Origin of the sequence: Mycobacterium sp. DL99 (genome assembly GCF_004762045.1) — a bacterium.
Taxonomy (GTDB): domain Bacteria; phylum Actinomycetota; class Actinomycetes; order Mycobacteriales; family Mycobacteriaceae; genus Mycobacterium.
The window spans coordinates 1,142,026-1,165,478 of record NZ_SJOM01000007.1 but is presented as its reverse complement, the minus strand read 5'-3'; the positions used below and the strand labels follow the sequence as shown (position 1 = coordinate 1,165,478).

Below are 23,453 nucleotides of genomic sequence, written 5' to 3'. Positions count from 1 at the left end.
GGATATGAGCAATGCCGTTGATCCCACTGCTCGGCCCAGCGGAACCGGATGTGCGGAGTGCACCGCCGCGCATGGCTGGTGGGTGCATCTTCGGCGGTGTGCGGCGTGCGGGCATATCGGTTGCTGTGACGACTCGCTGGCCCGTCATGCGTCGGCGCACTGGCGTGAGACGGGGCATCCGGTCATCCGCTCGTTCGAGCCGGGCGAGAGCTGGTTCTGGAACTTCGAGACCAACGACTACGCCGACGGGCCCGAACTCGCCCCGCCGCATCATCATCCGAAAGATCAGCCGGTGCCGGGCCCGAAAGGGCGCGTGCCCAGAGACTGGGCCGAACAGCTGCGTAACCGCTAATCGCCCAGCACGGCCTTGGCGGCGTTGTAGCCGGGGATGAAGGTGATTCCCGGTCCGCCGTGGCACCCGGCACTGGCCAAATAGAGACCGTCAACGGGAAGCGGTTGGCCGACATATCCTTTGGGGCCAGGCCGGTTGGGACCCATCTGCTCGGGATGGATCAGCCCGTGGCAGTAGTCGCCGCCCGGTGCGCCGAACATGGTGCCCATGTGCCGCGGGGTGAACGTGGTGTGCCGGATGATGCGGCGCTCGAAATCCGGTGCCAATCTGGTGATCTTCTCGATCACGCGTCGGCCCATCTCGGCCTTCAGCTCGCCGTACCCGGACGTGGACTCCTCGACCGGGAACCACAGCGCGAACGCCGAAGCCGCGTGTTTGCCCGCCGGGGCCAGCGTCGGATCGTGGGCCGACGGAATCTGGAAGGCGATCGCGGGATCGGCGGGCACGATCCCGCGGCGGGCATCCTGCCACTGCTGCTGCAGTTCTTCTGGAGTGCTGAAAAGGCCGATGGCAGCCTGCATCTCAGGGTCGTTGAGCATCTCGTACGGGGCATCGAAGGTAGGGGCTCCGTCGAGAGCGAAATGCATCTGCAGGTAGCTACCGCGATGGTCGATGCGGGTGAACCGCTCGCGCACCTCGGCGGGCAGTGCCTCGGCGTCGATCAACTTGGTGACCGTCGTGTCCGGGGCGATCGCCGACACCACAACGGGCGCGGTGATCGCCGTACCGTCAGCCAGTCGCACTCCGGTGATCCGGCCGCCATCGACCGATATCCGATCCACGCTGCTGCGCAACCGCAACTCACCACCGGCGGCGGTCAGCAGTGCATGCAGATGGTCGGTCAAGGCACCGATACCGCCCACCAGTTTCTTCATCAGCATGGCGTTCTCGTCGGGCACCGCGAGTCCGTAGGCGAGGGCGGCCGCGCTGCCCGGCGTCTCGGGCCCGCGGTAGGTCGTGTTGACCGCCAGGAAGGCCAGCATGCCGCGCAACGCGCCGTGCTTGTCCCGGTCCGGCAGATACCGGTCCAAGACACCGCTTACCGATCCGAACAGCAGGTCATCGATCGCGGAACGTTCGGATTCCGTTGTCGCACAGGCATACATCTCATCGAGCGTGCGGGGCGGACGCCCCGCGTCGAATCGGCCCAGCGCCCGGGTGGGCGCCAGGCTCCACGCCATCAGGCCGGCCATCCCGGCCACCGCGTCGGCGCCGTGGACCTCACCGAGATGGGCGAGCATCTTCATCGGATCGGCGTAATAGACCACCGGCGGGTCACCGATTCCGCGCAGAGACACCGACATGACCTCCAGGTCCACTGTCGGCAAGGTGTCCAGCCCGAGTTCGGTGCTGACCACCGCCGAGGTGGGGAACTGCAGGGACCCGGCGATCTCGAACCGGTAGCCGTCGAACAACTCGACGGTCGAAGCCATACCGCCGGCGTATCTCTTGGCCTCCAGGCACAGGGTGCGCATTCCCGCCCGCGCCAAGAGGGCCGCAGCGGCCAGCCCGTTGTGCCCGGCCCCGATCACGATCGCGTCGTAGTCCGCCATCGACTGAGGCTGACACCGAGCTGGATGTTTTGTCAATAATGACAAAACATCACGCCAGCCCGGTGCGCAGCCCTTCCAGCGCGGTCCGGCACATCCGCGCCAGTTCGGGGAGCGTTCGCTCCCCCGCCTCATCGCCGACCATCCACAGCTCCATCGCGCCGAACACCGCGGCGGCGACGCATCGAGCCGTCACCACGATCTGCAGCCGGTCATCCCCCTGCGGCATTCGGCCCTGGCGCGACACCAGCAGCTCGGCCACCGCATCAGCGAAGTCGGATTCCACCTGACGGATGTGCCGCACGATCCGGTCGGGGTCGAGTTCGACCGCACGCATGCCGGCGATCTTCGTCACCGCATCGACGTCATACGGGAAGGCCAGGACCGCGGACTGCACCGAGTCGAGGATCGATTCGGTGGCCGGCCGCTCGGCCAGCGCGGCTCGGAACCAGTGCAGGCCAGCGTCGTAATCGGCGAACAGCAGGTCGTGTTTGGAGGTGAAGTGCCGGTAGAACGTGCGCAGCGACACCCCGGCGTCGGCAGCGATCTGTTCTGCCGAGGTGTCCTCGACCCCCTGGGCCAGGAACCGCACCAACGCGGCCTGGCGCAGCGCCTCGCGGGTGCGTTCACTGCGCGCGGTCTGCGCGGGTCTGGCCATGGCAGTGAAATTACCGCACGGCCGATCGATCCCCGGACACACAAATGTCAATATTGACAAAACTTGGGATCGAGAGTGTGCTCACGCCATGGTGTCGATCATCGTTCATGCAGTTCTGGGCGTGGCCGTCGTCGCGCTCGTCATCCGCCTCAATCCGCATGTCTTCTCGCGCCCGCCCGGGCCGGCGCTGTCCCGCGTCGAGCTGGCGTACTACGTCGTCGGCCTCGCCTCGATCCCGATCTGCTGGTACTTCAACATGAAGTTCGTCGCGCAGTACGCCCAACCGGACGGCAACCCGATCTGGGGCCCGGGAAGTTGGCAAGAGTTCATCGCGCTCGGGTACACCAACCCCGCGGCCGGCTCGGCCAGCGCCGACTACACGATCGCCAATGTCATACTGCTGCCGCTGTTTACGATCATCGACGGGCTGCGCCGCGGCATCCGCCACCCCTGGCTGTTCTTCGTGGCGAGCCTGTTCACCAGCTTCGCGTTCGCGTTCGCCTTCTACTTCGCCACGATCGAACGGCAGCGCCGACACCAACAGGCGGCGGTCCCCGTCAGCTGAGCGGCGTCAGCATCGCAGTGCACGCCAGCACCGCGTCCTCGGTGATCTCCCCCACCTGGTCCCCGCTCTCCACGGTGATCGCGGTGAGTTCACGCAACCCGCCGATCATCATGATGATCCGACGCCGCGAGATCGACACCCCGGCCGCGCGGAACGCTTCGTTGTTCGTCATGGCCTGCACCATGGCGATGAAATGCTCCATCGACTCGCGTTGCAGCGCCCGCGCCGCGGTACCCAGCGTCGGCAGATCGCGAATCCAGGCCAGCATCAGCTCCGGATTGGCCTCGTAGGAGGCGATCCACGCCTCGACCGCCTGACGGACCTGGTCCTGCCAGGACGCGCTCCGGTCGACTCCTCCCGCGACCTCACGCACATGCTGGGTATTGACGCTGGTCAGCAGCGCGACAAAGCACTCTTCACGGCTGGCGAAATGTTCGTAGAAGGTACGGCGCGAAGTCTTCGCCCGGCGCACGATGTCAGCGACGGTGGTGTTCTGATAGCCGTCCTCGACGATCGATTCGTTCATGGCGGCGAGCAGGCGCGACCGGAACGCGCTCTTGTCGGCGTCAACCGACGTCGTGGGACTGTTCATCTCGGGCTGTCATGGTAGTGCCGATCAGCGACGCACGGTGGGGGTGTGGCCAACACTGGACCGTGCACCCGGACTGGCGGCCGGTGGACGGTTCTGCCGGAAACTCAGACAGACACCCAGGTTGCCGCCCACGCACGGAACCCCGTTGACTGTGGGCACCGGCCCACCGGAACGATTCCCGGTCGGATCCAGGGCTGCCGGTTCCGCAGCGGCAGACGGCGCCAGCAACACGGCCAGCGCACAGACCCCGATGACGATCCTGCCCATTCCCGCAGCGTAACCCGGTGGTCAACCGATCGGCGTCAATGGACTCAGCACATCACGCACGAACTGGGCGATGTTCACCGACGGATTGCCGTCGGGGAAGCTTACCGTGGCCAGCACATTGCCGCCGGCGTCGGCGAAGTTCTGATCGGCGCGGCCCTGATGCGTCGACGACGTCACCACGATGATGCCGGTGGCGCCGGCCTTCTTCGCCAGTGGAACCGAGAACTGCGCGTTCTGCACGGTGCTGTTCGCCCGGTCCTCGACGATGATGCGGCGGGCCGGAAGACCAAGCATGACAAGCAGATTGCGCATCTGCGCGGCCTCGGTTTGACCGTTCTGCGGATTGCCGCCGGTGACGATGACCGGAGACTGCGGAAACGCCTGCGCGATCGCGAGGCCGGTGAGGACGCGGTGGTACAGGATGGCGCGCATGGAGCCATCGGGTTTCAGCCCGTACCCGAGGATGACGATGGCGGGTTTGGTGAAATCCTTGCCGGCCACGGGCGGGACGGCCTGCGCGGTCACCGGACTAGCGGTCAGGGTCAGTGCGCATGCCAGCGCGACGACGAGAACCCTCAGGCAGTTGCGCATTTCACTCCCGACAGCCGCGACGCTTGTGAATGCCGTTGCCCATGGGGTTGATGTTACCGATCGGACGGATGTGGCATCCGCGCCTGCCGACCTGCTCACCCGGTGACAGCACGGATTTTCCTCATCCTCAGACAACAGCCACCAAGTCCTCAACGGCCCCTGTCCCCCGCCGTGCACGCTGGCTGGTTCAGCGGCGCCGCACGACCGGGGTTTCGCCTGAAAGTTGTGACCGGTAAGGGGCATTGACGCGAGCAAGGTGATCCAAACCGAACACCAGGAGGTGATGTGATGTCGATCGAGAACCTGCTTGATCGGTACGCCGAGGCGATAACCCCAGTGGGGTACGGATATCTGGCCGCATTGGCAACCGCGATCGTCTGCGCGGTGGTCTGGCGGATCGCCATGACTCCGCGGCGGCCTGCGGTGACGGAACCGATCAGCGCGTCCGAGCTGGCATTCCTGCGATCGGACATCGCCCCGGTGGTGACATCACTCGCAAGCCTGCGCGCCACCGGACGGATCACCGCGGACGGACGGGTGGACCGCGCCGTGCCCAGCCCGGAGACCGACCGGTTCACCGGGCAGGTACTGGAACGGGTCGCCGCCGATCCGGAGCACACCGTGCCGGGTCTGTATGCCGCATCGCGGGACGAACTCGCTGCGCTCGAAGAGCAACTGAGCCAGCGCGGCCTGGTGCGGACCGGGGCCGAACGGGCCCGCATGCGCTGGGGCACAGCGCCGTCGATCGTGGTGATGACGCTCGGTATCGGCTACGGCGTGTACCTGGCGACCCAGTTGTCCGACCACCCGATCCACGCGGTCACGTTCACCGCGGTTGTGCTCGCCACGGTCCTGTGCGCAGCACTCGTGCTCCCACACCTGCTCGGCGTCGACCGCCTGACCCGCGCGGGCCGTCGGTTACTGGCCGCCCAACAGAAGGAACTGGCTTATCTGGAACCGGCGAAGCAGCCCGCCTTCGACACCTACGGTCCGGCGGCGGTGGCGATGTCGGTGGCACTGTTCGGTACCGGCGCGCTGTGGGCGCTGGACGCCGACTACTCGACCTCCGTGCAGCTGGCCGGCAGCTCCTCCAGCGGAGCCGACGGCGGCGGCTGCGGTGCGTCCTGCGGGGGCGACGGTGGCGGCGGTTGCAGTGGGTGCGGTGGTTGTGGCGGGTGCGGAGGTTGCGGCGGATGAGCACCGCGACCCGCACCGTGCCCGCCCTGGGCGACGTGGGTATCGGCTGGCGGCGTGAGATCGCCGGGGTGATCACCGATCTGCGGCCCGGGTTCTGCGAGGTGATCGCCGAATCGATCCCGGTCCGCCGCCGTCGAGCCCGGCCCGAACCGGCCCTGGCGGATCTGGTCGCCCGCGGTGTTCCGGTGGTACCCCACGGCGTCGCACTCTCGCTGGGCGGCGCAGAACCCGTGCAGCCCAGGCGGGTCCGGCGGCTGGCCGCCTGCGCAGAAGCGCTCGACGCTCCGGTGGTCAGCGAGCACATCGCCTTCGTCCGGGCCGGCGGGATCGAGGCCGGGCATCTCCTTCCGGTGCCACGCACCCGGGAGGCGCTCGACGTGTTGACGGCGAATATCGACCGCACCCGGCGCGAACTGCCGGTGCCGCTCGCGGTGGAGAACATCGCCTCGTTTGTGGAATGGCCGGAGTCCGATCTCACCGAATCGGAGTTCCTCACCGAGTTGGTGGAATGCACCGGGGTGCTACTGGTCCTCGATGTGGCGAACGTCTACGCCAACGCCCGCAACCGTGGACGTGATCCACTGCGGGAGATCGCGCGCCTGCCGGTGGAGCGGGTGGCCTACAGCCACGTCGCGGGCGGTCGGGAGGGCGAGGACTTCTACCACGACACCCACACCGATCGGACTCCGACGGAGGTGCTGGACCTGGTCACAGCGCTGCGGGAACGGGTCGATACCCCGTTCATGCTGGAGCGCGACGGCCGGTTCCCACCCGCCGCAGAGCTTTTCGATGAGCTGGACGCGATCGCCACGGCGGCCGGAGCTCCATCGATCACCGCCGGGGCGAGGGAGGCGTGGGCATGAGAGACACCTTGGCTCAGCGGCAGGAAGCCCTGGTCCGGGCGCTGGTGACCGGCGGCCCCGTGCCACCCGGCTTCGATCCGACGGCAGTGGCCGCGGCCGGCGAGGTGTGTCGACACAAACGCGACGCGCACTCAGGTGCCACCCCTCGTCCGCGCCGGTGGTGGTCGGTGTGCCACTGAAACACCGGACAGGCCTGACCAGCGTGACACGATGGTGAGATGAGTGACTGGACGAGGGGAAGACTTTTCGGCGCTTTGAAGGCGGCCGGAGCGGCTTCGATGGTGGGCTGTGCGTTCATGTTGGGTGCCGGTGCTGCGCAGGCAGATCCGGGGCCGTTCGAGCCACCGAGGCTCGTCCCCGTCGACGGCTCGACCGTCGGTGTGGCCCAGCCGATCATCATCAACTTCCCCGGCCCCGTCGACGACGCCGGTGCCACCGAAAACGCCATCCATGTCTCGTCGGTCCCGGAAGTTCCCGGCAAGTTCTACTGGATGACCCCCACGCAGCTGCGTTGGCGTCCGCTGAGCTTCTGGCCCGCCCACACCGCGGTCACCGTCGATGCCGCCGGCACGGTGTCCAACTTCAAGACCGGGGACGCGCTGGTGGCCACGGCCAACGACTCCACACACCAACTGACCGTCACCCGCAACGGGGCCGTGGAGAAAACCATCCCGATGTCGATGGGTATGGCAGCCGGCGGCCACCAGACTCCGAACGGCACCTACTACGTTCAAGAAAAAATGCCGTCGGTGGTGATGGATTCGTCGACCTACGGTGTCCCGGTCAACTCGACGTACGGCTACAAGGTGACGGTCGAGTTGGCCGTCCGGTTCGACGACAGCGGCGACTTCGTGCACAGCGCTCCGTGGTCGGTGGACGATCAGGGCAAGCGCGACGTCAGTCACGGCTGCATCAACATCAGCCCGGCCAACGCGAGGTGGTTCTTCGACAACTTCGGCGCCGGCGATCCCATCATCGTTCAGAACTCCACCGGCACCTACTCCCGGCACGATGGCTCCAACGATTGGCAGATCTAATCGAGAAGCGCCGCGACGGTTCCGACGATCGTTGTCAGCAGTCGATCTGAGGCTCGGTCTACTCCGCGTTGACTTGGAGTTGGTGGAGCGTCGCCCGGGTGTCGTCGAGCTTCGGCTGCTTCACCGGAAGCAGGCGAACTGGCCCGCCGAAGTTTTCATCTGGGCGTAGATCAGCGACTCCGAGCACCTCAGGTACTCGGCGGCCTCCTTCACCGTCAGCATGGTGACGGGGGCGGACGGAGCCGCGGGCTGTGCTTGTCCGACGGCGGCCAGCAACGCGGCGACCGCGGTGGCGATGTCGGGTGACTGGTTCTCGTTCATGCACTAATCGCGCCACGGAGTTCGGACACCTCCAAGCGAGCCGGAATCACGTACTTTTTCGGCGTGTCGCGCTGAGCGCACCTCGCTGCGTGGTCTACATCTCGGCGTGGCGTCAGCTCGCTGACTCGGTCGGTCAGCATCTCGGCCCGATAGGTTCACCTTCATGGGAGTCCCCTCGCACGTGATGGAGTTCAGCAGCGGCTGGGCCACGACGAAGGGTGGTGGTTCCAGTCGCCTGCAGTTCGTCAGCCCGCTGCGCCAGCTGAACGGCACCGAGCGCTGGTTCATCACCTTCTACGCGCTGCCGCCGGGCAAGAGCTACGAGGAGGTCCGCGACGTGGCCACCGCGGAGTACATCCAGGCGGCCGGCCGAGCCGAGGCGATGATGTTGGACATCCGCAAGCCCGGAGGTGCGCAGTGGGGCGCCGATTGGGTGCGGTACTTCATCGGCCACCCACACGAGGGCGAGGCACCGCTGGACGTGCCGATCGAGTTGCCTCGCGGCCCGGAGTTCGTCAGTACCGCCGAGGTGTTCGACGCTGAGGAGGCAGCGGACATCTTCATCTCGTACTACAGGACCGGCGACATCCCACCCGGTTACGCGCTGCGGCCGGTCGAGGGTTACACAGCTGACGGCGACCTCATCGACCTGCGAGGTGTCCTGTGATGGACGAGATGACGGCCTACCAGCTCTTCGGTGAGTGGAGCAAGGACCGCCAGGAAAGAGGCGTGTTCATCAACGGGGACTTCGCACCCCAGGAAGAGGCCCGGGAGTGGGCCGACGAGTTGATCGGCGGCATGGTGGTGGCCATGGCCCACGCGGACGTCCTCGTGCAGCGTGGATCGATCCGTGCCCACGACGGGAAAGTGTTCGTCGAACTCGACGGGGACGACTTCATGGTCCGTGACATCGACGGTGAGGGCAGTCGGGCATCGGCCAGCCTGGAGCGAGTGCTGTCGCGGTTCGCGACGATCGCCGCGCGACGCGGCTGCGCGCAACGCTGGTTCTACTGGTACACCGGGGATCCGGTCGGCATGGCGTACTTCGTGACGCCCGAAGAGCTGGTCACCTCCGCGGGGATCGATGTGCGCGAGCTGAACACCGGCGAGTCCTGGTACGAGGCACAACCCGACTGAGGCAGCTACCCACGCGGGTACCAGTCAGGAATCTGGTCGGCGGGGCGCGGGTACTTCTCCAAGTCTGCGATGTACGTCTCGTCGGCGGGCTGCACGGTCCAGTTCGGTCGGGCGTCGTAGTTGTAGTCGAACGTGCACTTGCCGTCCGGTGTGGCGGTGAGGACGGCTGAGAGCCAGGCTCCGCGGCCGTGACTCGCCAGTGAGGTCTCTCAAGTGCTTCAACCCGAACCTGAAATCCTTCGCTGTTGGGATCAGCGCTTCGGTGCCATCAGCACTCACGAGCCTTGCCTGGGTCTCGGCGATCGAGCTGAGCGTCCGGTAGTCGACTGTGCATTCGGTCCAGCCGCCGTCCGGAAGGAAGCCAAACAAGCCCTCCCGGCTCAACTATCGGGCCAGCTCCCAGTACTTCTCGGCGGTTGTCTCGACGTATTTACTCAACACGTCGGACAGCGATTCGAATCTGTACCAGTCGCTACGAGGATACGAACCCGCCGAAATCAACACAGCATCATCGGCGTCGACAATAAGCATGTCGGTGTCACCGACGAATTCACCCAGCACCCAGTCCGAATCCGAATCAACTTCGTAGCCGTCCTCGGCCCTCTCGCGCGACCGCTGCTTCGCCTGGGTGGGGTCGTGGAGCGTCAACCCGCATATTCCGAACTGCTCGTCAACGAGAAGTAGCCCGCCGGAAGTGCGACCCCAGAACTCGCGCAATTGCCATGTGACACCATCCGGGATATCACTGTTACTGAGGCCGGAACCCAGGCTGCAGGTGAGCGTCACGCCCTCCATCTCCGGAGCGGGGATGGTCACGTTCCGGTAGTTCTCCACGAACTCAAACACGTGCGGAGCAGCCCGTCGTCGTTTGGTTGCCGGGCAGCGTGAACCCGTTCATAGTCTGTTCTTCACCGACCGCACCAGTGCCTGCGCTGAGGTCAGATCGTCGCCGGTGTCGAAGTACACGGCCAACTGCACGTGGCCGGCGCTGCTGACCGCGAAGCCGTAGAGCGCCGGCAGCCGGCCGTCTCCAGCCGCTTCGGCCAGGCGGTACGTCAGGTAATGCACACCGTCCTCCGACCACTCGGTGTGGTCGAACCCGCGCGGCGAGACATGACCCCGCACCTGCTGTAAGCGCACGGCGGGGGCGTCGTTCCTCGGATTTCCCCACGGCGTGAGCATCGCCGTCAGGCCCGGCCGCCAGAACACAGCCGAGGACGAGCCCGAGTCGCGATCGATGCGGAAGTTCATCGGTTCGGGCACCGTGAGAACCCACGATTCGGTGAGCTCGTGGTCACCGCTGATGACGGGGAACTGCGGGTTGAGCGCAGGCGGTGTCGGCTCATCCGGCTCACGCGGCGCGCCCTCCGGATCCTCCACGAAGGCATCCCCGTGCCGGATGAACGCAGCCCCCGGCGGACTCTGCAGGTACGGGACAATCGCGCGGTCGTAGTTCGCGATCACGTTGAGCGACACCACGTTCAGATGACCGGGTTCGGCAAGGTACTGCGGCGTCTCGTCCCCCGCGGTGAACACCCATCCCGATCCGTCGCGGTACATGTAGCCCACCGGGCGGCCGTCCACGAGGACTCGGTCGGTTGCAAGGCCGCCGTCCTCGGGAGCGAGGCCCGGCACGATGTGCTCGGCTGACAAGTAGAACTTCTTGTTCGCCACCCCTACCTACTAATCACGGTCGGTGTCCGCGCCCGGGAACAGCACCGCCGGATCCACCGTGCGGATCAACGCACGCTGAACGGACCGCAGCAGCGCGAGGGCTTCGACGTCGGTGAACGGGTTGACCAGCTCGAACTCCACCCCCGCGCCGATCATGTCGCTGGCCCAGCTGATCTCGGCCAGGAACTGGATACGGGTCCAGTCCAACGTCGACAGGTTTGGCCTGTTACAGGTGAGCTGGTCGCGGAGCCGGACAACGTCGGCGTCGAAGTCGGCCCTATCCGCGTAGCCGAGCGCATCGATCGGCACCGGCCGCCTGGCCGCGACCCCACCCCACACCGACAGCGCAGTGTCCAAGAACCGCTTCTGCTCCCCCGACAGCTTTGGGCCGGCCGCCACGTCACGTTCCAGCTGCTCGGCGTGGCCGGCGGCTGCTGTCGCAACATCAGCCGGTGTGGCACCGATGTGTTCGAGGAACGCGTCGCTCGCAGCGGCGGCGAGCGCGCCGATCCCGGAACCGAGCCGCATCCGCGGTCCCGCGGCAGCCGCGAAGATCTGCTCGACTACCAGACCCTGCTGGGGTTCCGTCGAACCCCGCAGATGCGTGCAGTACTCGACCCACAGCGACTCGTTGCTCACCGTGATGTAGCCGCTCGCGCGCACTCCCCACACCCCGGGCAGCTTCGGCAGCACCATCTCGCTGGTCCGGATTCCTTCGGCGTTCCAGTCCCGAAGGCCCCTGTCCACGTGAGTGATCAACTCGTCGGGATCCGGCACGCCGGTGAACCGGAAAGCGCTGAGCGCCTGCAGTCCCGCCCACCCGGGCCGCCCCTCGACCGTGGCTCCCACGACGCGCAGCGGAGTCGCGGCGGCGTCGGCAACCGACAGCGTCTGCCATCCCTCCGGTATCGGGGTGTCGGTCAGCCACACCGCCTCCGCCGCCGGCAACGGAGCCCACCCGTCGACCTGGGCCGAGATGAAGTCCAGCAACGAGGACTCGACCAGGACACGACCCCACGGGGACTCGTCCCCGTGACGGTGCCCGAACGCCGCGGTCTCACTCATCGCGCATCACCCCGAGTCCAGGTTCCAGCATCCGCATCTCCCTCACTACGAATCACCACCCTCAGCCCGGCGCCAAGAATAGGAACGCCAGTATCCCGGCAAGCCCCACTGCGCCCACTGTCGCCACGGGCGCACTGATCTGCCCCGGGCTCAGATCCACACCCGGGCCGGGCATCAACGGGGTGTTCGGGAGGATCAACGGACCCTCCGGCGACACCGGTATCGCGGGAAGTGACGGGTTCGCCAGCCACGGAGGCAGCCCACTCGGATCGGCGGGCAGCGGCGGCGGCAGCGGGGCGGGCACGTGTGGAGCGGGCTGCGGCAAGGGGTTCTCGATCGGGTGCGGAACCGTCGGTGGCAGGTTCGGAGGCGCACCGATGATGGGGGCGGCCCCAGCGCCGCCGATCAGTCGCACGAACTCGTCGAACCCTCCGGTCGGCCGATAGACCGTGCCCCCGTCCCCGGTCAACGGGTCGTGGATCACGACGATGCCGTCCTTGTAGATCGCCGTCGATGATCTCCCCGGAATCTGCCCCACGTGTAGCGACGGATCGGTTTGTGGGTTGCCGGTGAGCATGTCGTGCACGAGCTTGGCCAGCTGGTCTTGCGTCATACCCTTGAAGTCGCCGAGGTGCTTCTTCCAGGCGTGGCCGTAGGCGATGCGCTGCGCGTCCTCCATCACGGGGTCGTCGCTCCACCCGCCGGGTGGTTGTGGCAGACCTGGGTCGGAAGGCGGTGGGTCCAGCTTGAACTCGTTGCTGACGAACTGAACCGTGCCCTCGCTGCCGCGTCCCTCGCCCTCGCCGTCGAACGGGATCGCCTCCAGCTCCGCGGCTTTCGTCTGCAGGCGCTCCCCGACGAAGGAGTCGGCCTGCACCAGGCGCTCGGCGTACCAGCGGATGTCCTCGGCGTGCTCCTTGGCCGCCTTGTTCCGCTCGACAATCGTGGTGATGTCATAGCGGCGGGCGTCAGTCACCGCTAAGTCCTCGCCGACCCGGAACCCGTCGGCCTCGGCAGCGGTGATCGCCCCGACTGCTTCCTGCTTGGCTGCCCGAACATCATGGCCGCCGTTCTCGGCGATGTCGGCGGCCTCGTTCTGGACGGCGGTCTGCTGGCGCACCACCGCGGTGTCCGCTGTCACTCTGTCGAGAGCGGCGTCCTTCGCGTTGCCCTCCCACGTGGTTCCGCCGGGCGAGTCGATGTTGCGACGGTGCTCGTCGAACAGCGCGACGGACTGGCTGCCCATGCTGCGCAGTTGCGTGGCCGCGTCGTCGAGGCGCTGGGTGGGCCACTCCTCAATCTTCGACCGGGTGAGGGCACCCGAGCGCGAAGGGACTGCGCTCACACGGACACCGTGGTGATCGCGGCGGCGCCGTCGTCGTCGGTGGTGTCGTAGCGTGCGCCGCCCATCGAGAGGGCGTCGGCCTGGCCGGAGACGCGGTGCGACTGCCGGGTGCGGACGGACTGGGCGGCGGCCAGGATCGCGGCCACCCCGGCCTGGCTCGGGGTCGCGCCCGGCCCACCTCCTACGGCCCCGTTGGCCAACTGCGCGGCTGTCGCATCACTGCTAGCGGCCGCCGCCCACAGACCAGCCGCATCGACTTCCAACTCGTTTGCCATGCCAATCCCCCAACCGGCGAACACCTGGTCGTGAGGTTACCTGACACTTTGCGGCCGCATCGACACGAGACTGCGCGCCGCGGAGGTGGATTCAACGCTGTCGCCGCCGTGGTTGCTCGGGTACCCGTCGCAACGTGACCTGATTCGCCGGCACCCGTGTGGTGCGACCACAGCTCCCGCAGTGATAGACCCGATGGCCGGGGTTGCCCGGGTCCCAGCCGACCAGAGTCTGTCCCGGCTCGTGCTCCGCGCCGCACGCCTCGCACGCGCTCGGTGACACCTCGGCCCACGCCACCTGGTGAAGGTATTCCGGTGCAGGGACAGACACTCGGTCGCCGCTGCGCATCGAGGACACCCGGAAGCTCGGCGTGTCGTTCTGGTCGCACCGCCCGTACCGGCCGCGCCTGAGATGCTGCAGCGCATGGCGAAGATCCCCGAGTTTGTCACCGTGCGCGACTTCCCTTCCGTGCGCCGGTACGAGGTCCGAGTTGAAGTGACCGGCGCGGACGGCAAGCGGCAGCAGACCCGTCGTCGGTTCAAGACGCTGCGACAGGCAGTCGACTACTACCAGGGCACCGGGGCCGATCGCTCCCGCGGCGTACATGTCGCGCCGTCGGAGCTCACCGTGCAACAGGCCGTGGACAGCTGGCTGCTTGGGCAGCGGATACGCCCGAAGACCATGAGCGCCTACGTGACAAACCTGCGCCCGATAGTCGACCACCTCGGCGGCCGGCCGGTGCAGTCGATCACGAAGGACGACGTCGAGGCCGTGGTGCAGGCACTGCGGGCAGGGACGAGTCGCATGGGCACCTGGAACGCCCCAACGAAGTTGCGCTGGTGAAGTCCCTCTCGACCGACACCGAGAAGAAGATGCAGACGCTCACCGCCGAGCAGGTCTCCCAGTTGCTCGCCGCGACCGACAATCACTGCTACGGGATCGCTTGGCGGCTGGCAGTTCTCGGCCTTCGCCGGGGTGAGATCCTCGCCTTGTCGTGGGACGCGATCGACTTCGACGCCGGCACCCTCGCCGTGACGGCCGCTCGCCTCGCCACAGCGGGCGGCGCAACGACTGGAGCTCCGAAGACGAAGACCAGCGTCCGCACGTTGCCGATGCCTGAGGATCTGGCGGCTGCGCTACGCCGTGTTCGGAAGCGGCAGAAGGAGCAGAAGCTCGCGCTTGGATCGAAGTGGCAGGACTCCGGCTATGTCGTCGTGGACGAGCTCGGCGTCGCTCCGTACCCGGACACGTTGACCGCGGCCTGGCGCAAGGCACTCGCCGCTGCTGGTCTCCCACGTCCGGCTCCATGATGCGCGGCACTCATGCGCGACCTTGATGCACCTGAACGGCGTCCCCACCGTGGTGATAGCCGCGTGGCTCGGGCACCAAGACGCCGGGCTTCACGTTGCGGACGTATGCGCACTCCAGCAACGATGCCCTCGCCGAGGCCGCCGCGACCCTTGGGAGCATCACCGCGGGTAAGCAGAAGAGGGACGCGAAGTAGGTGCAGGACATGACACATCCGGTGTCACCTACGAGCGCCACCGGAGGAATAAGGAAGCCAGCGTGTCACCTCGTGTCACATCGGGCCGATCCGAACCTGACCCAGAAACGAGAAAAACCACCTGCTACCAGGTGGTTCTCTTGGTGGCCAGGGCCGGGATCGAACCGGCGACCTTCCGCTTTTCAGGCGGACGCTCGTACCAACTGAGCTACCTGGCCGGAAGGCACCGGCTCTCACAAACCGAACTGCCTCGCCGTGATGGCGACCCTGACGGGACTCGAACCCGCGACCTCCGCCGTGACAGGGCGGCGCGCTAACCAACTGCGCCACAGGGCCTTGCTTTCCTGCGTGCTCCGCGTTTCCGCGATGCGTACCCCCAACGGGATTCGAACCCGTGCTACCGCCGTGAAAGGGCGGCGTCCTAGGCCACTAGACGATGGGGGCCTAATCCGAATCTCTCCGGGGTGTTCACAACGTGTCCGTTGGGAGCTTCGATAGCTTAGGGTACGGATGCCCAAATCTTCAAACCCGGTGGTCGCAACACCAATTTCATCCATCTTGTACCCTGTCTTCTCGCGCCCCTATAGCTCAGTTGGTAGAGCTACGGACTTTTAATCCGCAGGTCGTAGGTTCGAGCCCTACTGGGGGCACTGGTCAAAGCCAGTACCGGCAGTAACGCTGTACCCAACGTTGCACCCTAAGGAGATTTCTGTACCCAAACTCGCTACCAGCGCGGATGCGGAAACCCGCTCCCGGCTGACGGTGGCGACGATTACCATCAGCGCATGGGGGATGGTGCCGACCCGACAGGGGTTGTGGAGTCGGTCGAATCTATGGAAGCAGCGGCGCCCACAGAGATGGCTGGTGTCGCCGAAGCAGACACTCAGTCTGCCTACGCCTGGTCCCTCGATGATCCTGATGATTATCAGAATGAGCCGGGATCGGGCCGGCCGTTCTGGGTGACGACTGCGGCTGTCTCGGCTGCCGCCGGATTGGTCACGATGGCCGCAGTGTTGGCGTACGTGCACATGGGACGCGAGTCGGCGCCAGCGACACCAGTTGCCGCAACGACCACGGTCGCCCCGCTCCCGAAGGCCGCACCTCCCCCACTGCCGCCCCCGCCGCCGGTGACCGTGACGACCGTGGTTGTGCAGTCCACTGTGCAGGTGCCGCAAGCCGCGCCCACTCCAGAGCCCGGCATTCTCCCGCCAGCAGTCGTGGAATCACTGGATCGGCAGTTCATCGCCAGCTTGAGGGTGAAGGGATGGGCAGTCGTCGACGAGGCTTCGGCAGCTCACGATGCGCACGTGACATGCGCATTTCTGCAGCAGGGCATGCCCCGGGGCTTAGTGAATGCGAAGTATGCGGAAGCGTCAGGGAGCGGCATAGTTCAAGCTGACCAGTTCACGCTGACAGCGATGCAGACCTACCCAAACTGTCCCTAGAGCACCGCTGCTTGAGGAATCCGTCAGATAGATTCCGCTCCGCGCCACCCGCCAGTGGCAGTAGCATCCCGCGCATGACACAGCCCGCAGCGCCTAAGCCCACCTCGAAACGAAAGGTGTGGCCTTGGGTAGCCGGGATTTTCGCCCTTCTGCTTCTGATGGGAATGTGCGGCAACAACGACAAGGATCACAAGGCCGAGGACCGGTCATCCGCCTCCAGCCCAACAACCACCGCAGAAGCTGTGGCAGCGGCGCCAGTTGTGCCCGTGACCCCAGAGGCTCCGAGCGCACCGTCAGGGGTGACCTTCAGTACCGAGCCTGGGTCTGCGGGTGACGTTGTGTTTGCCGAGTTCGAGATTCATGACAACTTGACGAAGGGCATGATCAAGCGGGGCGCCCAGATGAAGACGGTGGAGATCCTGCAGTACGCCCGAGGCAATTATCCGCAGGCTAGTCGGGTTGTGGTGCAGGGCAAGTTCCCCATGAAGGATCAATACGGGAACACATCGACTGACACGATTCTGAATGCGGTCTACACCCGCGAAACTCTGGACAAGATCAACTTCGGCGGCATCGACACTGATCAGATCTGGGAGATCCGCGACAGCGGAATGGTCCACCCGGAGCTCCAGTAATGGACCAGCCCGACAGCACGCGGAACATGGAGAGCATTGACGCGGAGCTCCGCGTTCTGGCCGTGTACCGGCGAGCACGCGCGGCCGCTGGCGAGCCAGTGCGGTCTACCGCGGTGGTCGATTCTCTCTTGGAGGAGCGCATGCGCGCGCATGTTGCCGGCCAAAGTTGCCCACAGACGCTGAGAGTGTGCTGGATCACGGTTTGACCAACGCGTTAATGACATCTTGCGCGCGGCAATACACTCACGCAGTCAAACGGGGTGCTGCAAGGGCTACGCCCAAAACAGGGTGGGCTAGCGGCGAAGTGAGGGGACGCATTTCGTGACCGACAAAGCCATCGTCGACTCACTGACGCTTCGTTTCGTCGGTGAGGACGAAAACGGCGTCACGCTGCATGAACTACGAGCCGCGCACGTCTCAGAGGTTCTTCAGGGACTCGCAGGCATAGTGAGCGACTTCGACAAGGCCCACGTCTTTCATGCGGAGGGTCCTGCCGATTCGGAAATGTGGGTGCGTCCAGCCCAAGAGGGATCTTTCATCATCGAGGCTGTACGCGTCGTCACCGAGAACTGGGAGGCGGCGAGGAACGTTGCCACGGCAGCGGGAGTTCCGTCAGTAGCCACGCTGATTTGGTGGTCGACCAAGTCCATTAGGGCAGATGTTAAGAACTTCGAGTACCTCACAAATGGCAATGTGAAGGTCAACTGGCAGGACGAAACGTCCGACGAGGTACCCGAGTCTGTGTGGCGGGAGCTGAACAAGCGAAAGCGACGACGCAAAAAGCACCTGAGAGCGATCATGGCGCCGCTCAGCGACACGCGAGTATCCGAGCTAGACGTCAGTGGCCCCGCGCCGAGCCGCGATGAGAGCGGCGAGGCCGACAACGCGCCGGAGCAGTTCGCGCTTAAGCGCGCCGATTACAACAGCGTCGCCCCTACGGACGACGTCGCGGAGACCGTGGAGACCTTCGAGGTGTCAGCTCAGATGCAGACCATCGACTTCGCCGATTCAACGAAATGGAGGGTGAAGCCAGCAGGCGGACGGGCGCGAAAAGCGGTGGTCGAAGACGCCGAGTTCCTCAAGCAGGTGGCGAAAGGGCTGCCGATCAGCAATAGCGATGTCTTCCGCCTCCAGGTCCGTGAGGATACGATCGTGAAGAACGGACGCACGCGCACCAACTGGACCGTTCTGAAGGTCGAAAGTCACAGGAGGACGGCAGGTGACGACGACATATAGGCGAGCTTCGCGCCGCCGGCTCGATGTTGCCAGCCTGGCGCTGACATTGATCGGCCTGGCCTCTGGTGCGTTCTCCTATTGTCTGGTCACCTACGCAGACGCCAATGCGCTGGTTATGACCCCCTCGATTGTCGCTGTCACAATCGGCATCACTCACCTGATAAAGCGGGAAGCGCCTCGCGGCTAACCGCCGATAGCCCAGTCGCGGCGCCCAGGCCCTGCGAGCGGCTGGCATCCCTCAGCTAGTGGTGGCCCGTATGTCACCGCATCGCACTGCAGACAACGCCACGTCGTGTGTCCGCCGCGCTCATCGCATCCGCATGGCGCGTGTCCGACGAGCACCTTGCCGCCAGTGAGCGGGTGGCCGGCCGGGCAGTGCTGTGGTCGCAGGACCATCCACTTGCCGTCGGTCGTACGGACCAGATCGCCGACGACAGGCATCAGGAACCCGGCGGTGCGAGTGGCAGCGACTCGACCTGGCCGCCGTGCTCGGCGGCGTAGAGCTCAGCTTCGGCGCGCTGGTCGTCGGTGAAGGTGCGGATCTCGAACGGGTTACCCGGTGGCCGGACGATCAGCGTCAGATCCGCAAGGTCGGCGTTCGATCGGGGTTTCTGGCGGACACTCAGCGGCTCGGACACGAGGCGTCACCATAGCTTGGATCGTCGACAACGCCTAGGTCGATCTGGGTGATACTCGCCAGACCTGCACCACCTGCAGTATTTTCATCCACCTGCACCACCTGCGTGTTACAGTGTCACCTGCACAACCTGCAGATTCTGCACCGTACAGCGATTCTCCTCTACCGAAGTGCAAAGGATGCCCACTTTGACGCAATCCGATTTAGACCGCGTGCTCGCGATCCACAAGGAGGTGGTCGAGGACGGCCATGTCCGGACCGGAACTCCGCGATATCGGACGTACGCCATTTCAACGCTGCGTGGCGGCGTGGGAAAGTCCACACTGTCATTCAACCTCGCCTACGAACTGGCAAAAAGCCGCTCGCTGCTAGTCGCCGACCTATGCGCCCAATGCAACATGTCCGAGGCGTTGATGCAAGAGGCTGACGATCCGCCGGTAAATATCGTCCATGCTCTGCAGCCCGTGCTGCTGGGGCCAGCGTTCGGGACGCCCCCGTCGGATGTGGCATACAGGGTCTCCAAGTACTGCGACTCATTCAAGGCAGTGAAGCCAACCTGGGTAATCCCCGGATCTCCTGAGATGTTCGCGTTCCCATCAACTCTCTATCAGCAGCTGCAGATCGCCAACGCACAAAGCAACCCAAGCGCTGTTGGTGCGCTACTAGATTCACTCCGTGTTGTTCTCGACGGCCAGGCCAACGAACTGAACGTTGAAGGCATCCTGCTGGATACAAGCCCGTTCTACGCGGGTGGAACACACCTCGCCTGGTGTGCGGCCGACGCAGTAGTGATCCCCGTCCGAGTTGACGAGCACTCGATCGCATCACTGGAGCTCACCCTCGAACTGCTATCGAATCCGAACAAAGACTTTGCAATATGGAACGAGCGCGCTGGTGGCCGAAATGCGCCACGTGTGGCCGCGATTGTGATGACAATGGTCGGATCCAAGAGTCAGCAGCAGTCCACTCCAGACCGAGCGTCCCGCATGTACATCGAACGCGCCCTATCAATCGCCAATAACTACTCGCATCTCTTCGACTGTCCCCCAAGCGAATCATTCGTCGTCACTGATGATTTCGTATCATCCGGTCGCATCAGCGGGGCTAAGAGCATTCCTATATCACAGTTGAAAACCGGACAGTTCCACACCGTGGAGGGCAAGCGCCTACAGGTGAATTCGTCTGTGTTGCGTTACCAGCGTGAACTGGCATACCTGGCTAGCGTTATCTAGACAACGACAAAGCCGCCCCCGACCGAAGTCGGGGGCGGTTTTGCCAGTGCGGCGGCGGCGCTACATCAGCAGCACGGCTGTCAGCAACACCGCGCACATGCCGATGACGAACGCGATGTAGATAGTGCGGTGAACTTCAAGCTGAGGATCAGTCACAGCAGCTCCCGGGCCTAGTCCCGCAGTTCGTTTTCTAGTTCGGTCGGCGGGGCGGGCATCACCTCTCCGGGCCACCGACTGGAAAACCATGACGCAACCTCCCGCAAATAACTCAATGCCGCCTTGTACAAACTCTCAGCGTGAGCGGCACGCGCTTCAGCCGCCGACGCCCGTACTTCGGCCGCATCGAGGCGAGCCTCACTAGCGCTGGACCGTGTTTCGACCGCGCCGAGCCGCGCCTGCAAACTGTCAGAGAAGGCTTTCCAGTCGGCGGTTACGGCCTGGCGTGCTGACGCTTGCGCACCATGCACCGCGGCGTCCGCTTGCCTGAGTCCCGCGCGACGGCCGATCAAAGCACCCACGACGATGCCGACGCAGGACAGGATCGGAGTGAGGATCAGGGCAGCCGTTGGAATCCAGTCCATACTCATCCGAGGGCGTCCAGCTTCACCGGGGTTGCCGAGTCTGGCATGCCGATCGGCAGCTTGCCGACCAGCCCGGCCTTGATCAGTGAGCCGAGCGCCGCGATCACCGTGACGTTGATAGCGGCCTTCCAGTTCACCGACCACAGGTCAAAGCCGTCGATCGACACCAGGTAGCCGATGAAGGCGAACGCGGCGGTGGACAGGACACGGTCGGCGGCGTCCTTCCAGAACTGCAGGGTGAGCATGGTGATGCCTTTCAGTTGCGTAGGTAGTCGATTGCCGGCTGGATGCCGTAGTTCACGTGCGGGCCGGTCTGTTTGACGAAGAACATGCCCGCATCGATCAGCGCTTTGAACGCGGCGATGATCCGAGGTATCGGCATCTCTGCGAGTTCGATCACTTGCGCCAGCAGCGAATCGGGGCCCGTGAACACGTTGAGGTCGCGCACGATCTGCCATATAGCGTTCTTGTCCTGCTGGGAGTCGCCCGGCTCACACGTTGCGTACAGGTCGCCCTGGTGGGCGTAGTTGCGCCACCAGTCGGGGGTGTCGCGCATGCCGTTCGACGACACGCCTTGTGAGGTGTAGGAGGCCATTGGGGATCCGCCGTTGTCGGGCCACACCTTGCCCGCTTCACGGTTCGGGTTGCCCCACGCAACAGCCTTCGTCAGGTACGGCTTCGCCCAATGCAGCGAGCCGCCGTCGGGTTTGATGTGGTTCTCCCACAACTCCGAGATCACCACCGCACCTTGCGAATACCCCGCCAAGGCGAGACCGTATTCCTCGATGCGTTCGCGGTGCATGAACCCCGGATCAGCACGATTGAACTGGGTGTGGCACTCAGCGTTCGCAGCGGCGATCGACTTGCCCATCGGGAACGGTGCGGCCGGATACCCGACCGGCTGCCAAAAGTACTGCGCCTCCAACGCGCGGGCAGTGTCAGCGTCCGGGCCCACCCACCACGGAACACCGGTACCGCACACCGTGATCAGCAGCGGGCGGGTGTCGATGACGGGGCGTTTCAGATAGCCCATGGCGTACTTGGTTTCAGCGTTGATGACACCCGAGATGTACAGCCCGGCCTTCAGGTCACCGTCGGCGTTGTAGCGGGATTGCATCTCGGCGACAACGGCCGTCATCTGCTCGTCGTAGAACGGTGTATCCGCGAGATTCCCGGCGTAGGAACGGAACTTGTTCCGCATGAACGCTTTGATCTTGCGGATTTCGTCGGAGCTATCCCCAAGACCGAGACCGACGTAATCGCCGGCGATCCTCACTTCTCGGCCTTGGTGTCGTAGCAGCCATCGATGCCGAGCTTTGCGCCGATCGCGCCGGCCGCTTCAACGAGAGTGCGGTCACCGAGGCACTTGAACCGCGTGACGAGCTGAAGGTCAGCGTCTTCGCGCGGGATCGGCGTCGGGCCAGCCGGGGCGGGAGTCGTTGTGTCAGTCGCGTACTTCTTCACCGCCGCGGCGAACACGTCCCACGGGAACTGATCCCCCACGTCGGTGTGTGATCCGTCCTTGAGTACCTGAGTGACGTAACGGTGGTCCGAGATGCCGGGGATGCGACCGGTGTATGGCGGTGCGATGACTGTGGTTGGGATGCCGTACTTCTTGCAGTCCTGTACCGCGAGATACGCCGCGACATCGATGGCCTTGGCTTGCTTCATCCACTGGTCCCGGGTCCATGACGCGCGGGATCCGGCGAAGCACAGGTTGATCGATCGACTGTTCGCTGAGAGGACCGACCAGCTCATGTAGTCGGTATCCACTACGTCGACTACGGTCACACCGCCGTCGGACGCCTGGCTGATCGTGTAGTGGTAGGAGACTTGGTTGGCTGGGTTGCCGAGGTACTTGGCGAGGTCTTCGGCTGCGGAGTTGCCGCCGCCACCTTCCTGAGTGTGTAGAAATACGGCGTCGATCTTGGTTCCGCCGCGGCTGCTGTTGCTTGGTGACCACAGGGGGAACTCGTTGAAGTCGGGTCGGGTGTCGGGCACCGTGGTTCCTCCTGTTGTGGGCCAGTACTTGTCGAGGTAAGGCGTCACAGTCGCGATACGCGACTTGATCTCAGTGAGGTAGGCGCGCCGACCGTTGACGTACCAGTAGGCCGCGCTCTCCCAGTTCGGGGCCTGCTGCATCCAGCAGATGTTCAGCCAGATATCGGTACTGACGCCGGGCTTCTTGCGCCAGGTGTCGAGCTTGTCGAAGAACCCCTTGATCTGAGCTGCAGCGCCGTCGAACCGGTTCGGGTATGAGCCGTCCTGTTGCGCGATGCCGTATGTGGTGTGGGTCGGGTCCCAGATGGTCTCGGACCAACCCGATTCCTGGTACAGCGCTGACTTCACGGCCAGGCACTCATCGCGGGTGTAGCCCCGGGCCTTCGCCTCAGCGACGATGAGCTGCGCGACTTGTTCTTTGGTGGCGGCCATCGGGGTCCTTTCACGACGAAGCCCCGGTCACCGAGTGGTGCCGGGGCGAACTATTCAGCGAGAGCTACGAGTTCAGAAGTGGTGGAGTGTGTCGATGAGGATTCCGTCGACGCCGAGCCAGCCGCGCATGAACGCCAGGAACGCGACAGTGAACACGCCGAGGCCGAGGGCAGTCCCGGCGGCGAGTGCGCGGATCACCACCACACCCCGAGCCAGATGGCGAACCCGATGATCGACACTGGGACGAGGATCGCAGCGAGGAT

Annotated in this window: 30 protein-coding genes, 4 tRNA genes and 1 pseudogene; 14 read left to right on the top strand and 21 right to left on the bottom strand. The window is 65.0% G+C overall.

Annotated elements, in window-relative coordinates:
* Window positions 1–4 precede the first annotated feature (4 nt).
* Complete coding sequence (locus EYZ64_RS05845) at window positions 5–352, top strand: UBP-type zinc finger domain-containing protein (RefSeq protein WP_135452627.1); 348 nt, start codon at window positions 5–7, stop codon at window positions 350–352.
* On the opposite strand, the gene EYZ64_RS05840 is transcribed toward EYZ64_RS05845, so the two are convergent.
* On the bottom strand, window positions 349–1,905 hold the full coding sequence (locus tag EYZ64_RS05840; protein WP_135452626.1) for a phytoene desaturase family protein: 1,557 nt from the start codon (window positions 1,903–1,905) through the stop codon (window positions 349–351). The genes EYZ64_RS05845 and EYZ64_RS05840 overlap by 4 nt on opposite strands.
* 49 nt (window positions 1,906–1,954) lie before the next feature.
* Complete coding sequence (locus EYZ64_RS05835) at window positions 1,955–2,560, bottom strand: TetR/AcrR family transcriptional regulator (protein WP_135452625.1); 606 nt, start codon at window positions 2,558–2,560, stop codon at window positions 1,955–1,957.
* 88 nt (window positions 2,561–2,648) lie between these two features.
* Between EYZ64_RS05835 and EYZ64_RS05830 the strand changes: the two genes are divergently transcribed.
* Window positions 2,649–3,125, top strand: a complete 477-nt coding sequence (locus tag EYZ64_RS05830; RefSeq protein ID WP_135452624.1) for a DUF2834 domain-containing protein — start codon at window positions 2,649–2,651, stop codon at window positions 3,123–3,125.
* On the opposite strand, the gene EYZ64_RS05825 is transcribed toward EYZ64_RS05830, so the two are convergent.
* Genes EYZ64_RS05825 through EYZ64_RS05815 form a run of 3 tightly spaced genes read right to left on the bottom strand, consistent with a single transcriptional unit; the run spans window position 3,118 to window position 4,575 of the window.
* Window positions 3,118–3,717, bottom strand: coding sequence for a TetR/AcrR family transcriptional regulator (locus tag EYZ64_RS05825; protein WP_135452623.1), 600 nt, complete (start codon window positions 3,715–3,717; stop codon window positions 3,118–3,120). The two genes, EYZ64_RS05830 and EYZ64_RS05825, sit on opposite strands and share 8 nt — an antisense overlap.
* A gap of 24 nt (window positions 3,718–3,741) precedes the next feature.
* The gene (locus tag EYZ64_RS05820) at window positions 3,742–3,984 is read right to left on the bottom strand and encodes a hypothetical protein (protein ID WP_135452622.1); all 243 of its coding nucleotides are present in this window, start codon (window positions 3,982–3,984) and stop codon (window positions 3,742–3,744) included.
* Window positions 3,985–4,005: 21 nt separating this feature from the next.
* The gene (locus tag EYZ64_RS05815; RefSeq protein WP_135452621.1) at window positions 4,006–4,575 is read right to left on the bottom strand and encodes a YdcF family protein; all 570 of its coding nucleotides are present in this window, start codon (window positions 4,573–4,575) and stop codon (window positions 4,006–4,008) included.
* Window positions 4,576–4,863: 288 nt separating this feature from the next.
* Between EYZ64_RS05815 and EYZ64_RS05810 the strand changes: the two genes are divergently transcribed.
* From EYZ64_RS05810 to EYZ64_RS05795, 4 genes are read left to right on the top strand one after another with little or no spacing between them, the layout of a single operon-like run.
* Window positions 4,864–5,772: a TIGR04222 domain-containing membrane protein gene (locus EYZ64_RS05810; RefSeq protein ID WP_135452620.1), complete on the top strand. Its 909-nt coding sequence runs from the start codon at window positions 4,864–4,866 to the stop codon at window positions 5,770–5,772.
* Window positions 5,769–6,635, top strand: a complete 867-nt coding sequence (locus EYZ64_RS05805; RefSeq protein WP_135452619.1) for an MbnB/TglH/ChrH family RiPP precursor modification enzyme — start codon at window positions 5,769–5,771, stop codon at window positions 6,633–6,635. Before EYZ64_RS05810 ends, EYZ64_RS05805 begins: the two co-directional genes overlap by 4 nt.
* Entirely contained in the window at window positions 6,632–6,814 is a 183-nt protein-coding gene (locus EYZ64_RS05800) for an SCO6045 C-terminal-like domain-containing protein (protein ID WP_286174642.1), read from the top strand. The genes EYZ64_RS05805 and EYZ64_RS05800 overlap by 4 nt, the downstream gene beginning before the upstream one ends.
* A gap of 39 nt (window positions 6,815–6,853) precedes the next feature.
* Entirely contained in the window at window positions 6,854–7,672 is an 819-nt protein-coding gene (locus tag EYZ64_RS05795; protein WP_135452617.1) for a L,D-transpeptidase, read from the top strand.
* 120 nt (window positions 7,673–7,792) lie between these two features.
* Here the strand turns inward: EYZ64_RS05795 and EYZ64_RS05790 are convergent, their stop codons facing one another.
* Window positions 7,793–7,993, bottom strand: a complete 201-nt coding sequence (locus EYZ64_RS05790) for a helix-turn-helix domain-containing protein (protein ID WP_135452616.1) — start codon at window positions 7,991–7,993, stop codon at window positions 7,793–7,795.
* Window positions 7,994–8,156: 163 nt separating this feature from the next.
* Here EYZ64_RS05790 and EYZ64_RS05785 point away from each other — a divergent pair, with 163 nt between their 5' ends.
* Window positions 8,157–8,660, top strand: coding sequence for a hypothetical protein (locus EYZ64_RS05785; RefSeq protein WP_135452615.1), 504 nt, complete (start codon window positions 8,157–8,159; stop codon window positions 8,658–8,660).
* A complete protein-coding gene (locus EYZ64_RS05780; protein WP_135452614.1) occupies window positions 8,660–9,130 on the top strand; it encodes a hypothetical protein in 471 nt (156 codons plus the stop codon). The genes EYZ64_RS05785 and EYZ64_RS05780 overlap by 1 nt, the downstream gene beginning before the upstream one ends.
* A 384-nt stretch (window positions 9,131–9,514) precedes the next feature.
* On the opposite strand, the gene EYZ64_RS05775 is transcribed toward EYZ64_RS05780, so the two are convergent.
* The 5 genes from EYZ64_RS05775 to EYZ64_RS05755 form a co-directional block, all read right to left on the bottom strand.
* A complete protein-coding gene (locus tag EYZ64_RS05775; protein ID WP_167857720.1) occupies window positions 9,515–9,976 on the bottom strand; it encodes a hypothetical protein in 462 nt (153 codons plus the stop codon).
* A gap of 48 nt (window positions 9,977–10,024) precedes the next feature.
* Window positions 10,025–10,804, bottom strand: a complete 780-nt coding sequence (locus EYZ64_RS05770; RefSeq protein WP_135452613.1) for a DUF2185 domain-containing protein — start codon at window positions 10,802–10,804, stop codon at window positions 10,025–10,027.
* A 9-nt stretch (window positions 10,805–10,813) separates the two neighbouring features.
* Window positions 10,814–11,869 (bottom strand): hypothetical protein, encoded by a 1,056-nt coding sequence (locus EYZ64_RS05765; RefSeq protein ID WP_135452612.1) that lies wholly within the window; start codon window positions 11,867–11,869, stop codon window positions 10,814–10,816.
* A gap of 61 nt (window positions 11,870–11,930) precedes the next feature.
* The gene (locus EYZ64_RS32200; protein WP_210115472.1) at window positions 11,931–13,214 is read right to left on the bottom strand and encodes a hypothetical protein; all 1,284 of its coding nucleotides are present in this window, start codon (window positions 13,212–13,214) and stop codon (window positions 11,931–11,933) included.
* Entirely contained in the window at window positions 13,211–13,489 is a 279-nt protein-coding gene (locus EYZ64_RS05755) for a hypothetical protein (RefSeq protein WP_135452611.1), read from the bottom strand. Before EYZ64_RS05755 ends, EYZ64_RS32200 begins: the two co-directional genes overlap by 4 nt.
* A gap of 421 nt (window positions 13,490–13,910) precedes the next feature.
* Here EYZ64_RS05755 and EYZ64_RS32735 point away from each other — a divergent pair.
* Window positions 13,911–14,991, top strand: a pseudogene (locus tag EYZ64_RS32735) (site-specific integrase).
* 141 nt (window positions 14,992–15,132) lie between these two features.
* Here the strand turns inward: EYZ64_RS32735 and EYZ64_RS05745 are convergent.
* The 3 genes from EYZ64_RS05745 to EYZ64_RS05735 all read right to left on the bottom strand — a co-directional run bounded on the left by EYZ64_RS05745 (window position 15,133) and on the right by EYZ64_RS05735 (window position 15,435).
* Window positions 15,133–15,209 (bottom strand) — tRNA-Phe (locus EYZ64_RS05745).
* Between the two features lie 41 nt (window positions 15,210–15,250).
* Window positions 15,251–15,327 (bottom strand) — tRNA-Asp (locus tag EYZ64_RS05740).
* Window positions 15,328–15,362: 35 nt separating this feature from the next.
* Window positions 15,363–15,435, bottom strand: a tRNA-Glu gene (locus EYZ64_RS05735).
* 133 nt (window positions 15,436–15,568) lie between these two features.
* Here EYZ64_RS05735 and EYZ64_RS05730 point away from each other — a divergent pair.
* A tRNA-Lys gene (locus EYZ64_RS05730) sits at window positions 15,569–15,641 on the top strand.
* A gap of 275 nt (window positions 15,642–15,916) precedes the next feature.
* On the opposite strand, the gene EYZ64_RS32300 is transcribed toward EYZ64_RS05730, so the two are convergent.
* Complete coding sequence (locus EYZ64_RS32300) at window positions 15,917–16,150, bottom strand: hypothetical protein (protein ID WP_286174638.1); 234 nt, start codon at window positions 16,148–16,150, stop codon at window positions 15,917–15,919.
* Between EYZ64_RS32300 and EYZ64_RS32615 the strand changes: the two genes are divergently transcribed.
* From EYZ64_RS32615 to EYZ64_RS05715, 3 genes are all read left to right on the top strand, one after another.
* On the top strand, window positions 16,119–16,436 hold the full coding sequence (locus EYZ64_RS32615; RefSeq protein WP_353653702.1) for a DUF732 domain-containing protein: 318 nt from the start codon (window positions 16,119–16,121) through the stop codon (window positions 16,434–16,436). The two genes, EYZ64_RS32300 and EYZ64_RS32615, sit on opposite strands and share 32 nt — an antisense overlap.
* Before the next feature lie 74 nt (window positions 16,437–16,510).
* A complete protein-coding gene (locus tag EYZ64_RS05720) occupies window positions 16,511–17,071 on the top strand; it encodes a DUF2510 domain-containing protein (protein ID WP_135452609.1) in 561 nt (186 codons plus the stop codon).
* A gap of 321 nt (window positions 17,072–17,392) precedes the next feature.
* Window positions 17,393–18,307 carry an LAPAL motif-containing putative phage structural protein gene (locus EYZ64_RS05715; protein ID WP_135452608.1) on the top strand — a complete coding sequence of 305 codons (915 nt, stop codon included), beginning with the start codon at window positions 17,393–17,395 and terminating at the stop codon, window positions 18,305–18,307.
* A gap of 440 nt (window positions 18,308–18,747) precedes the next feature.
* On the opposite strand, the gene EYZ64_RS05705 is transcribed toward EYZ64_RS05715, so the two are convergent.
* Window positions 18,748–18,945 (bottom strand): hypothetical protein, encoded by a 198-nt coding sequence (locus EYZ64_RS05705; RefSeq protein ID WP_135452604.1) that lies wholly within the window; start codon window positions 18,943–18,945, stop codon window positions 18,748–18,750.
* A 187-nt stretch (window positions 18,946–19,132) separates the two neighbouring features.
* Between EYZ64_RS05705 and EYZ64_RS05700 the strand changes: the two genes are divergently transcribed.
* Window positions 19,133–20,176 carry a ParA family protein gene (locus EYZ64_RS05700; RefSeq protein ID WP_210115471.1) on the top strand — a complete coding sequence of 348 codons (1,044 nt, stop codon included), beginning with the start codon at window positions 19,133–19,135 and terminating at the stop codon, window positions 20,174–20,176.
* A gap of 170 nt (window positions 20,177–20,346) precedes the next feature.
* Here the strand turns inward: EYZ64_RS05700 and EYZ64_RS05695 are convergent, their stop codons facing one another.
* From EYZ64_RS05695 to EYZ64_RS32195, 5 genes are all read right to left on the bottom strand, one after another.
* Complete coding sequence (locus tag EYZ64_RS05695) at window positions 20,347–20,763, bottom strand: hypothetical protein (RefSeq protein ID WP_135452600.1); 417 nt, start codon at window positions 20,761–20,763, stop codon at window positions 20,347–20,349.
* Window positions 20,760–21,002, bottom strand: coding sequence for a holin (locus tag EYZ64_RS05690; protein WP_135452598.1), 243 nt, complete (start codon window positions 21,000–21,002; stop codon window positions 20,760–20,762). Before EYZ64_RS05690 ends, EYZ64_RS05695 begins: the two co-directional genes overlap by 4 nt.
* 11 nt (window positions 21,003–21,013) lie before the next feature.
* Window positions 21,014–22,033 carry a hypothetical protein gene (locus EYZ64_RS05685; protein ID WP_135452596.1) on the bottom strand — a complete coding sequence of 340 codons (1,020 nt, stop codon included), beginning with the start codon at window positions 22,031–22,033 and terminating at the stop codon, window positions 21,014–21,016.
* Entirely contained in the window at window positions 22,030–23,190 is a 1,161-nt protein-coding gene (locus EYZ64_RS05680) for an N-acetylmuramoyl-L-alanine amidase (RefSeq protein WP_135452594.1), read from the bottom strand. The genes EYZ64_RS05685 and EYZ64_RS05680 overlap by 4 nt, the downstream gene beginning before the upstream one ends.
* Before the next feature lie 72 nt (window positions 23,191–23,262).
* Window positions 23,263–23,453 (bottom strand): hypothetical protein (locus EYZ64_RS32195; protein WP_210115470.1); only part of this gene is annotated, 191 nt, incomplete at its 5' end.

Coding starts and splice junctions, on each gene's coding strand:
- EYZ64_RS05840 (WP_135452626.1), bottom strand. CDS start 1,905: ATGGCGGACTACGACGCGATCGTGATCGGGGCCGGGCACAACGGGCTG.
- EYZ64_RS05695 (WP_135452600.1), bottom strand. CDS start 20,763: ATGAGTATGGACTGGATTCCAACGGCTGCCCTGATCCTCACTCCGATC.
- EYZ64_RS05835 (WP_135452625.1), bottom strand. CDS start 2,560: ATGGCCAGACCCGCGCAGACCGCGCGCAGTGAACGCACCCGCGAGGCG.
- EYZ64_RS05815 (WP_135452621.1), bottom strand. CDS start 4,575: ATGCGCAACTGCCTGAGGGTTCTCGTCGTCGCGCTGGCATGCGCACTG.
- EYZ64_RS05720 (WP_135452609.1), top strand. CDS start 16,511: ATGACACAGCCCGCAGCGCCTAAGCCCACCTCGAAACGAAAGGTGTGG.
- EYZ64_RS05785 (WP_135452615.1), top strand. CDS start 8,157: ATGGGAGTCCCCTCGCACGTGATGGAGTTCAGCAGCGGCTGGGCCACG.
- EYZ64_RS05825 (WP_135452623.1), bottom strand. CDS start 3,717: ATGAACAGTCCCACGACGTCGGTTGACGCCGACAAGAGCGCGTTCCGG.
- EYZ64_RS05680 (WP_135452594.1), bottom strand. CDS start 23,190: ATGGCCGCCACCAAAGAACAAGTCGCGCAGCTCATCGTCGCTGAGGCG.
- EYZ64_RS05810 (WP_135452620.1), top strand. CDS start 4,864: ATGTCGATCGAGAACCTGCTTGATCGGTACGCCGAGGCGATAACCCCA.
- EYZ64_RS05780 (WP_135452614.1), top strand. CDS start 8,660: ATGGACGAGATGACGGCCTACCAGCTCTTCGGTGAGTGGAGCAAGGAC.
- EYZ64_RS05690 (WP_135452598.1), bottom strand. CDS start 21,002: ATGCTCACCCTGCAGTTCTGGAAGGACGCCGCCGACCGTGTCCTGTCC.
- EYZ64_RS05765 (WP_135452612.1), bottom strand. CDS start 11,869: ATGAGTGAGACCGCGGCGTTCGGGCACCGTCACGGGGACGAGTCCCCG.
- EYZ64_RS05820 (WP_135452622.1), bottom strand. CDS start 3,984: ATGGGCAGGATCGTCATCGGGGTCTGTGCGCTGGCCGTGTTGCTGGCG.
- EYZ64_RS05800 (WP_286174642.1), top strand. CDS start 6,632: ATGAGAGACACCTTGGCTCAGCGGCAGGAAGCCCTGGTCCGGGCGCTG.
- EYZ64_RS05805 (WP_135452619.1), top strand. CDS start 5,769: ATGAGCACCGCGACCCGCACCGTGCCCGCCCTGGGCGACGTGGGTATC.
- EYZ64_RS05790 (WP_135452616.1), bottom strand. CDS start 7,993: ATGAACGAGAACCAGTCACCCGACATCGCCACCGCGGTCGCCGCGTTG.
- EYZ64_RS05845 (WP_135452627.1), top strand. CDS start 5: ATGAGCAATGCCGTTGATCCCACTGCTCGGCCCAGCGGAACCGGATGT.
- EYZ64_RS05755 (WP_135452611.1), bottom strand. CDS start 13,489: ATGGCAAACGAGTTGGAAGTCGATGCGGCTGGTCTGTGGGCGGCGGCC.
- EYZ64_RS05795 (WP_135452617.1), top strand. CDS start 6,854: ATGAGTGACTGGACGAGGGGAAGACTTTTCGGCGCTTTGAAGGCGGCC.
- EYZ64_RS05830 (WP_135452624.1), top strand. CDS start 2,649: ATGGTGTCGATCATCGTTCATGCAGTTCTGGGCGTGGCCGTCGTCGCG.